Consider the following 9,073-nt stretch of genomic DNA (forward strand, 5'->3'; position numbering starts at 1 on the left):
TCTGCTCGTGATCTCCGGCCGCCTCTTGCCTCCGGGCCAGCTCGACCATGGCCTCGACGCTGCCCCCGTCGGCCGCCTGCTGGAACAAGGATTCGGCTTGCTCGTGGTCTTCAGCCTCCTTCCTCAGTTGCGCGAGTTTGACCAGGACGCGAGGGTTTCCCGCCTCGGCGGCCTGTTGGTAGAGGGCTTCGGCCCTCTTGCGGTCCCCGGCCAGCTCTCGCCGTTGCGCGAGTTCGACCAGGGCCTCGGCATTTCCCTCGGCGGCGCGATACTGAAGGTGATACGCCCATTGCAGACGACACCGCGTCGCGGCCGCATTGGCCAGGTTGACGAGGTCGTCGAGCTGGGTGAGGTGGCTGTGAGCGGCGTGCCAGAACGAGCCAGGGGGGCAGAGGGCCTGGCGAGTACTTCGACCGTGCTGCTCAAGGTAGTCGGCGAGCCGATACGTCGGCCCAACGTCTTGGCCGGGGGTGGTGGCTTCCAATGAGATGCCTGGTGGGCGTTGCTGCGGGCGTGACCGAGTGCGGCGGAGGGGAGCATGCTTTCCGTGAACGGGTCGGGCGAGTTCGGCGAAAGCTGCCTCTGCCCAGTCGTCAGTGATCTGGTCGAAGTCATGAACGCTGAGGTAGTCGGTTGCGGCATCAGTGAGAAAAGACTGCGGCAGATAGACTCCTGCGCCGAGTCTGCGTGCATCCATCGCCGCTTCCAGCACTGCTCTGGCAGCCGGTGTGCTGTGTTCGTAGCGGCGCAGCAATTCGGGCGCTCCGGCGAGATCTTGTGTCACTCGCCCATCGGCCGCTGTCCGGTTCAGCGCATCGGCTAGAGCCCTGTCACCGTTGTGACCGAGTGCCTGTGCCTGGCGTAAGGCCTCTTGGTCAAAGTTCTCCGGAATGGTCAGGGTCCGTCCGGACAGGAGTTCCCGTGCACGGCTGTGAGCGTCTTCTCCACCGGGCGAGGGGAGGGCCGTGTATTGGTCGACGTACTCGGGCCAAAGTGTTCCGAGCACGAGAACTGGCTGACGCTCAGGGTCGTTGAGCAGGCTCTGCACGGCGGCGGCAACCTGTTCGCCTACGCGGGAGTGACCGAGATAGTGCTGAGCCTCGTTGAGCCAGACGACGGTCCGCCGTGGTACTCGGGAGAGATCCTCAAGGGCAGCTTCGGCTCGCGTGGGGTCGAAGGGATGCCACAACTTCCACTCCCGGTCGACGAGCGCCTGGACGGCTTCCCAACATGCCCTGGTCTTGCCAGTTGACGATGTGCCCACCAGTACAACGATGCGGCTCCGGCCCTGCTCAGCATCGCGAACGACCTCGGCAAGGACCCGGTCGTGGGCCCGTGGGACATAGCCGGGCAGTGTCGGCTCCAGCGCGGCGCCCTGCCCGTGTCCGTCTATCGCAAGGCCAGCAGGGTGAACCTCCAAGTCGTGCGGACTCCACTCGCTGATCGGCTTACCCAGACCGCTTGGCCCTGCGGCCGGAGCGGACGTACCGCATGCAAGCCGCCGTAAGTCCATCAGCTCCGTCTCTGGGAGGCGGAGAACCCGGGCCAGGGCCGCAACAGTTTCGGCTGACGGAGTTGGAGCGCCAGTCTGGAAGGCCTGTTGCACCGTGGTGCGGCCCAGCCCGGCCTGATTGGCGAGTTGCGTCTTACTCAGCCGTGCGCGTGCCAGCCCATCGGCCAGCCTCCCGCGCAGCTGGATGAGTGCCTCATCGCGTTGGCCCTGCTCGTCATGCACCTATCCGCCCCCGGCTCGGTGTGTTCGTCAGTGTTCATCTTCATCCGGCCGGACCCCGTCGAACAGCGTTTCCAGGACCTTGGGGCACGTCAACACCTCACCGTACTCAGGGAGTTTGTCGTGTCCGTGCTCGCTGTCGTTCTGCTCGTTGTCGGGCTGCTGCTTACTCTGGCCCTGCTGGCTGCCGTCGCAGCGGGCACCCTCGCCCGCATGGACGGCGCCACCTACCCGGCCGCCATTACCCGGGCCGCCACCGCGTTCCTGGCAGTCCTCACACTGGCGGCCGCTGCGACGGGAGCCCTCGCCTCGGTACTGAGGTGATCGGGTTCCGTGGGCAAGCCGCCTGATCGCGAAGCGTCGCTGAACCGAGACAGCGTCGGAGGTCGTACCGGCCTGACTACCCACCGCATGACCCCATGCCGGAACCGTCCGGTTCGTGGAGTGATCAGTCGGCTTCGAATCCCGAACAACACGACGCGAGGACGTCGGCGGCCGTGCGATCCGCTGCGGATCCCGGGATCGCCGTGCCGTCGACGACCTTCCGCCGCCTCGTGCGCGAAGGGCGAGCTGATGCGCGAAGTCGCGCTGGCGTACCTGTCGGGCACGGGTTGGGTGAGGAGACGCCCTGATGGATAGTGATCCACATAACGCTCAGTAGCGCCAACGGGCCTCTTCGAAATCTCCGCCTACGACCCACCACTCGTCGGGATCATCGGCGAGTTCCTCGACTATGAGGTCGACCGCCCTGGCTGCCTGCGCTTCGAGGCTGTCGTGGGGCAAGGCCCTGCGTTCCTCACGGGTACGTTCCCAGTACTCGGCCACGACCTCGTTCCGGGCGAAAACCCGCAACCGCGCGATGAGTCCCTCCCATGACAGTGCGCCAGTCGCGTACTCAAGGAGCATGCTTTCGTACGTGGCCTGGATGAAGAGGAACTGACGCTGCCGCTCTGGCGGAACATCGGATTGAAGGCTCACGGTAGCGGCGAGGGATGGGTCGTCGATGGCCCGGGACAGCAGCTCAAGCCTTCGGCGCCCCGCCTCAAGCAGCGCTTCTTGGTGCAGTCGCTCGCGTTGGTGCAGTTGCTCGCGCAGCAGAGCCTCAGTGAGGTTGTCGTCTGCCGCTTGGTGCCGCTGTCGGTTCGCCACAATCCACCCCCGTAGCCGTAGCCACAACCATGTCTTCCCACTTTTTTCCCGGCGGTGAGCCGAGGGGTCGCGTTCCGGTGCCGATGGCGCGGGCTTCGGGAGCCTCTCGCTGCTGATGGTTCGGGGAGGAACTGCTTGAGGCCATACGTCGGCGTCGCTCTGGGCATCTGCAGGGCGCAGGCTGACGCCCACAAGGCCTGCAAGCGCTCTGCGAGGAAGGCTGTAGCCAGCGATGGCTGGAGGCCGCCCGGCTGGAGGCCGCCCGATCGGCGGTGTCACCAGGCCCGTGAAGATGCGACGGGTCAGGGAATCAGTGCTCATCAGCGGTCTTCCCCCCTCCTCCCTTGTCTGCACCTTCCACGGGACCCTCCGACAGCGCAGCTGTCACGCTCTCGGAAGACGCCGAATCCGTAATCGAGTCCCGGTTTAGAGCAGCAGCAATCTGGGGGATTCCGCCGAGCTGGGAGAGGACGGAAGGTGCGGCAAATCCGAGGGCGACCGCGACATATGCCCCGCTGATCTGACCGGTGATGCCGAAGAGAGTTGCCGTTCCAGCGCCGAGGCCACCGCGCAGGATGATGAGCGCGGTGTGGACCTTCCAGTCGACGTAAGTACTCCAGGTCGGGGCGTTCTTCTTGAGACGGCCGACGGGGGTGCGCCGGGCTTCCTGCCACTGGCTCACCCAGTGGAGCAGCGACAGCACTTCGACAACCGCACCTCCGCACGCTCCGTACATCGCGAACTGCCACCCGGCCACCGTCGGGATCCTCCGCTCGCCGTCCCTGATCGGCCCACCGTCTCCTAGCGCCTACGTGCCGTCAACGGGCAGGCGCGAACTCCATCTCCCTTGCACCCACGGCGCGTTGCCTTCGATGCTTCTCCAAGCTGAAGAACTGCCCTGATCTCAAACGAGGCGGGCCGACCGGGGCCAGCTGACGTCCAGGATGAGCACGAGCTCCTCGGCTTGACGGGCGCGGGAAAATGTATGCCCGGCCGCCCTGTCGGGGGCCTACGCTCCCGTCATGTCCAGCCTCTACATCCGCCCCCGCCCAATGACCGGCGGTGGATTCCGGATCGGTGTCTTCGACACGTCGGTGCTCGCCACGGACGTCACCGCGGCGGTGTTCCGCGGTCGGCCTTCCTCGATCGTCGACGGGATGCGGGAGGGCACGCTGCGCGGCTTCATCCCGCACTACGTGTGGGCGGAGGTCCCCCGCGTGCTGGCCGACCTCAAGCGCGAGGGCGGCGCCTTCGACCTCGCGGCGGCGGAACGGCTGTGGTGGCAGCAGTACGTGCCACTGCTGCACGTCGTGTGCACGGACGGCCTACCGATGACGGAGGCCGCCGACAAGCTCGCCCAGGAGGACCTCAGCGACGTCGGCATTCTCCAGCTCGCCGGAGTTCTCGCGCCCGTCGTGTTGTTCGCGGAAGACCCCGACCTGATCCGCCAGGGCATCGCTGTGCCGCGGTGGAGGGACGTACGGGCCGCAGTGGGGAAGATCAGCCATGCGGAGGCCGGAATGCAGGCCGGCGGCACGATGGTCGCGGGGGCCGGATACGGTCTCTATGGCGCCGCGCGTTTGGCCCGCGCCTACCCGGTGGTCACCGGGATCGCGGCGGTCGCCGTCGGCGTGTACGTCTACGTGAACCGCGCCCGGTTCACCCCGGGGACCCGCGCGAAGCTGACCAGGTTCGGCACCGAGGCCCTGCGGGTCCTGGGCGAGCCGTTCGCTCAGTACGAACTGCACAAGCCCGGCTGGACGCAGGCGGAACGCGGCACCGCGGGAGCCGACCCGCTCTCCCAGGTCGCCCGGCTGCTCGCCCGCTCGCCGGTGTCGATGACTCGCACCGAGATCCTCGCCGCGCTGCCCGAGTCAGCGCAGACGCCGCACCGCCGGCAGATGGACGGACTAGGACGCCTCCTGCACCGCTTCCCCGCCTTCTGCCAAGTCGAGTCCGGCAGATGGCAGTTGGGCCGGGCCAACGTGCAGGTACGCCACCGCCCATGAGAGCGCCCTTTGCCGATAATTCACCGACTGTGTCCTTGAGTTGTCGGTATGGTCCCGGTATGGACTCGCCGGTCACGTTCGATCGTCTCTACGAAGGCGCCAAGCGCTTTGCACACCTGGCGATGGATGCTCACGCCGGGGAGGACCAGGAGGTCTTCCTGCTGCACGCTGGCGTCAGTGTGGAGCGCTTCGCGAAGGCGGTGTTGGCCCGTGTCCATCCCACCTTGCTCACCGAGGTGAACGGCAGAGACGACATGCTGCTGCATTTCGCGGGAGCGGTGTCCAAACCGCCGGCCCGCCTGAGGACCGTTGGCGCGTCGGCGGCGATCAGCCGACTGAGGAAGATGGACGTCCTCCCGCAGAAGCCCAACAGCGAAGCCGACGCACTGGATGGACTGATCGAGCTTCGCAACGGTGTCGCCCACCTCGGTACAGACGGTGTGGAGGACTACCTGGAGACCTTCGTAGCGACCGTGGACAGGCTTCTGCAGCACGTGGGGCAGGACCGCGGCACCTTCTGGGAGTCCTGGTCGGACGCGGTCCGAGTGGTCCAGGACGACAGGGCCGACCGCTTGCAGAAGGCTGTGCGCCTGAGGATGAACCAGGCCCGGCACCGGTTCAGAACGCGCTTCGCCGACCTTCCGGAGGGAGCAGTCGACGGTGTTGAGGAGGCGGTGAGCGAACGCGGGCTGACAGTGGTCGAGGTCGGGCCGGGAAAGGCGCTGTTCCAGACCCTGAGCCGGTGCCCTGCCTGTGGCCGGGAGGCAGCCGCTCTGTTCCTGGCCGTGGACGAGAACTCCCCACTGTTCGACCTGGAACTGACGACTGAAAGCCTCCTGTGCGGGCGGTGCGGCTTCCGCCTCTCCAGCACGGATGAGGTCGAGGCTGCCGGTCTGCCAACCGTCATCCGGCATTCCGTGGAGGATCTGACGAGGACGGTCGCGGAGATTCCAGCCCCGGGCGAGCGACTCGCGACCATCAGACTCCGCCTGCCGACCGTGCAGCAGACGGCCCCGTACAACAGCTGGTAGCTCCTACTCACGGGCGTCGGCCGTACGATGCGAGCCGTCCCGCCCCCGGCAGCTGACATGTTGGGGCGGGATGTTGCCGTATCCGCTGGCTATCCGATCCAGACGATATCTACCACGTAGAGGGGTCCGGCCGGGCGGTTGATCTAAGCATCGGTGTTGATCTTGCCCGCATTTCTGCCACGTTCACGGGCGGTTGCGTCGTCGAGCCATCCAGCGATCAGTCGTCGGGCATGCGATCACCTCACCGTGGTCCCTCCCGATCGCCCTGTTTCTGCGCCCGGTCTGGCGCCACGGATTTATCTGCGCCCGCTACACGTCAGTCAACGGCACGCCTGGACCAGCGCCAGGCTGATCCCAGACAAGAAGGAGCCCGGTCAGATTCCCGCTGACCGGGGCTCCTCCTCGTCCGGATCAGTAGTCCGGTCGCCTGACGGCGACACCCTGTGTGCGTGAAAATCGGTTCGTGGTCGTCCGGCTGACGTCGTTTCGCCTTGGCGCGTTCCGAGCCCGTGGATCAGTAGGACGCTGGGGGTCCACCGACAGGCACCCGGATGTGTTGCTCCGAGCACGTGAATCAGACTCTTCAGCCTGCCGGACCCCCGCCGGACGGTCGCGTGCTCGCGGCCGACGACTGGGGGGGGTGCCGACGGGATGGAAGTGATCCACGAACGCGTGGCGGGGATCGACATCAGCAAGGTCGACGTGAAGGTCTGCATCCGTGTCCCAAGCGGTGCCGGCAAGCGGCGCCGCAGCGAGGTGCGGACGTTCTCCGCGGTGACCTCGGGGCTGCTGGCGATGCGGGACTGGCTGCTCGCCGAGGGCATCACCGTGGTCGGTATGGAAGCCACCGGCGTCTACTGGAAGCCCGTTTTCTATCTGCTGGAACACGACATGGAGTGCTGGCTGCTCAATGCCCGGCACATGAAGTCGGTGCCCGGCCGCAAGACCGACGTGAAGGACTCCGAGTGGATCGCCAAGCTCGTCGAACACGGCCTGGTCCGGCCCTCGTTCGTGCCGCCGGAACCGGTCCGGCAGCTGCGCGACGTCACCCGCTACCGCACCGAGGTCGTTCGCGAGCGCACCCGCGAGACCCAGCGGCTGGAGAAACTGCTTGAAGACACCGGCATCAAACTGTCCGCCACCGTCTCCAACATTCTGGGCGTCTCCGGCCGGGCGATGCTCGAAGCCCTCATCGCCGGCGAACACGACCCGCACGTCCTCGCGGATCTGGCCAAGGCCGGCATGCGCCGCAAGACCGACGCTCTCGCCGAGGCGCTGACCGGCAACTTCACCACCCATCACGCCTTCCTGGCGCGGGCGATGCTGGACCGGATCGATGCCTGCACCGCGACGGAAGCCAAGCTCGGCGAGCACATCGAGGTGATGCTGCAGCCCTTTCGCCGCCGGATCGAACTCCTCGTGACGATTCCCGGTGTCCAGGTCCGTGCCGCGCAGGTGATCCTCGCCGAGATCGGCGCGGACATCACCCGCTTCCCCAGCGCGGCCGACCTGGCCTCCTGGGCCGGCGTCTGCCCTGGCAACTATCAGTCCGGCGGCAGAAGCGGCGGCGGCAAGACCAGACACGGTGATCCCTGGCTCAAGGCCGCTCTTGGTCAGGCCGCTGTCGGCGCCGCGCGGACCAAGGACACCTACCTCGCCGCACGCTACCGACGCCTCGTCGCCCGTCGTGGTAAAAAACGCGCCCTGGTCGCCGTCGAGCACTCGATCCTGACCGCCGTCTGGCACATGTTCACCCCCGACACCGACTACGCCGATCTCGGCGGCCACTACTTCATCGAACGCACCGGCCGGGCCAGGCAGACCCGCCGCCTGATCAGCCAGCTCAACCAACTCGGCTACCAAGTCACCCTCCAAACAGAAGGAACCGTCTGACCAGCGACTACAGACAGAGCACGGGGGATTTTCGAATCAGGCGGAGCGTTCTTCCTCGACGACCTCGTTGCTCTTACGCGGCGGCGCCATCCTGGGGAGGCGGGGCGAGGTCGTCGGCTCTTCGTCCTTGACCGCCGTCAGAGGCCTCCGGGCGTGCGGGACGAGCTGCACGACCTTCTCGGCGGCGTCGCGGGCGAGGTCGTCCAGGACCGACTGGTAGATGTCCCGGGTGATTCGGGTGTCCGAGTGGCCGAGGGTCTCGGAGACCACCTTGATGTCGACTCCGGCGGCGAGCATCAGTGTTGCTGCGACGTGACGGAGGTCGTGGAGTCGGATCGGAGGAAGGCCGGCTGCCTTGATCAGGCGCTCGAAGAGGTCGCTGACCTTGCCGGGGTGGAGGAGGGAGCCGTCCTCCTGGGTGAAGATCCGACCAGTGTCCACCCAGCCCTCGCCCCACGCCTCCCGCTCCAACTGCTGGCGGGCTTTCTGGGCGATGAAGTCCTGGTTGGTCTCCTCGTCGAGGGCGATCAGGCGGATGCCGCTGTTGGTCTTGGGGGCGTCCTCGTGGACGTCCCAGCCGTCCTGGACGAGTTGGGTGGCGATGGCCAGGGAGCGTGCCTTGGCCGAGTGGTCTTCCCAGCGGACGCCGCAGCCCTCGCCGCGTCGAGTGCCCCGGAAGGCGATGAGGCGCCAGAGCAGGTACAGCCGGTCCTGCGTGACGAAGTCGAGGAAGGTGCCGGCCTGTTCGGGGGTCCAGACCATGACCGGCGAAGGCTTCTCGCCGGTCTCGAGCCAGCGCGCGATGCGCTCGTCGCTCCAGATGAGAGCCTTTGGCTTCGTGCCCGGCAGCAGCTCGACGTGCGCGGCCGGGTTGAAGGCGGGCATCACCTGCTGGGCGATGGCGACGTTCAGCGCGGCGCGCGGGGTGTCCCGGATGTGCGGCTGGGTGTTGAGTCCGGTGATCCGCCGGAAGGGAGGCATCGCGGCGAGCTGGGCCCGCAGCCAGTGGCGCCGGGCGCGGTTCTCGGCCCCCTTGTTCGGCGTGGCCTTGAGGTCGTCGCGCACCACGCGCCGCTGGGCGTTCTGTTCCTGGATCTCGATGTTGCGCTCGTTGATCGCGTCGAACATCGTGTCGATGTGATGCACGCGGAGCTTGTCGAGGCGCAGGTGGCCGAGGTGCGGTTTCAGGTGGACGCGGATGTCGCACTCGTAGCGGGCGGCCCCGCTCCGCCGTAGGCGCTTGCGTCCCGCCAGCCATG

At 67.0% G+C, this 9,073-nt stretch carries 8 protein-coding genes; 4 read left to right on the forward strand and 4 right to left on the reverse strand.

Features of this window, described 5'->3' with window-relative positions; genetic code table 11:
* Positions 1–1,735, reverse strand: a 1,735-nt coding sequence (locus SPR02S_RS63780) for a helix-turn-helix domain-containing protein (RefSeq protein WP_158698036.1), incomplete at its 3' end; no start/stop codon positions are given.
* 120 nt (positions 1,736–1,855) lie between these two features.
* On the opposite strand from SPR02S_RS63780, the gene SPR02S_RS58685 reads away from it, so the two are divergent.
* Positions 1,856–2,056, forward strand: coding sequence for a hypothetical protein (locus SPR02S_RS58685; RefSeq protein WP_043259175.1), 201 nt, complete (start codon positions 1,856–1,858; stop codon positions 2,054–2,056).
* Positions 2,057–2,386: 330 nt separating this feature from the next.
* On the opposite strand, the gene SPR02S_RS58690 is transcribed toward SPR02S_RS58685, so the two are convergent.
* Together SPR02S_RS58690 and SPR02S_RS59480 are read right to left on the reverse strand one after the other, a co-directional pair.
* Positions 2,387–2,881, reverse strand: a complete 495-nt coding sequence (locus tag SPR02S_RS58690; protein ID WP_019065458.1) for a DUF6082 family protein — start codon at positions 2,879–2,881, stop codon at positions 2,387–2,389.
* 310 nt (positions 2,882–3,191) lie between these two features.
* A complete protein-coding gene (locus SPR02S_RS59480) occupies positions 3,192–3,638 on the reverse strand; it encodes a hypothetical protein (protein WP_019065459.1) in 447 nt (148 codons plus the stop codon).
* Positions 3,639–3,903: 265 nt separating this feature from the next.
* Between SPR02S_RS59480 and SPR02S_RS54465 the strand changes: the two genes are divergently transcribed.
* From SPR02S_RS54465 to SPR02S_RS54475, 3 genes are all read left to right on the forward strand, one after another.
* On the forward strand, positions 3,904–4,890 hold the full coding sequence (locus SPR02S_RS54465) for a PIN domain-containing protein (protein ID WP_158698037.1): 987 nt from the start codon (positions 3,904–3,906) through the stop codon (positions 4,888–4,890).
* A gap of 59 nt (positions 4,891–4,949) precedes the next feature.
* A complete protein-coding gene (locus SPR02S_RS54470) occupies positions 4,950–5,921 on the forward strand; it encodes a hypothetical protein (protein WP_019065461.1) in 972 nt (323 codons plus the stop codon).
* A 651-nt stretch (positions 5,922–6,572) separates the two neighbouring features.
* Positions 6,573–7,814, forward strand: coding sequence for an IS110 family RNA-guided transposase (locus SPR02S_RS54475; protein WP_019065462.1), 1,242 nt, complete (start codon positions 6,573–6,575; stop codon positions 7,812–7,814).
* 36 nt (positions 7,815–7,850) lie between these two features.
* Here SPR02S_RS54475 and SPR02S_RS58700 read toward each other — a convergent pair.
* Positions 7,851–9,073: site-specific integrase (locus tag SPR02S_RS58700; RefSeq protein WP_019065463.1), on the reverse strand; the 1,223-nt coding region annotated here is incomplete at its 5' end.

Origin of the sequence: Streptomyces prunicolor NBRC 13075 (genome assembly GCF_000367365.1) — a bacterium.
Classification (GTDB): domain Bacteria; phylum Actinomycetota; class Actinomycetes; order Streptomycetales; family Streptomycetaceae; genus Streptomyces; species Streptomyces prunicolor.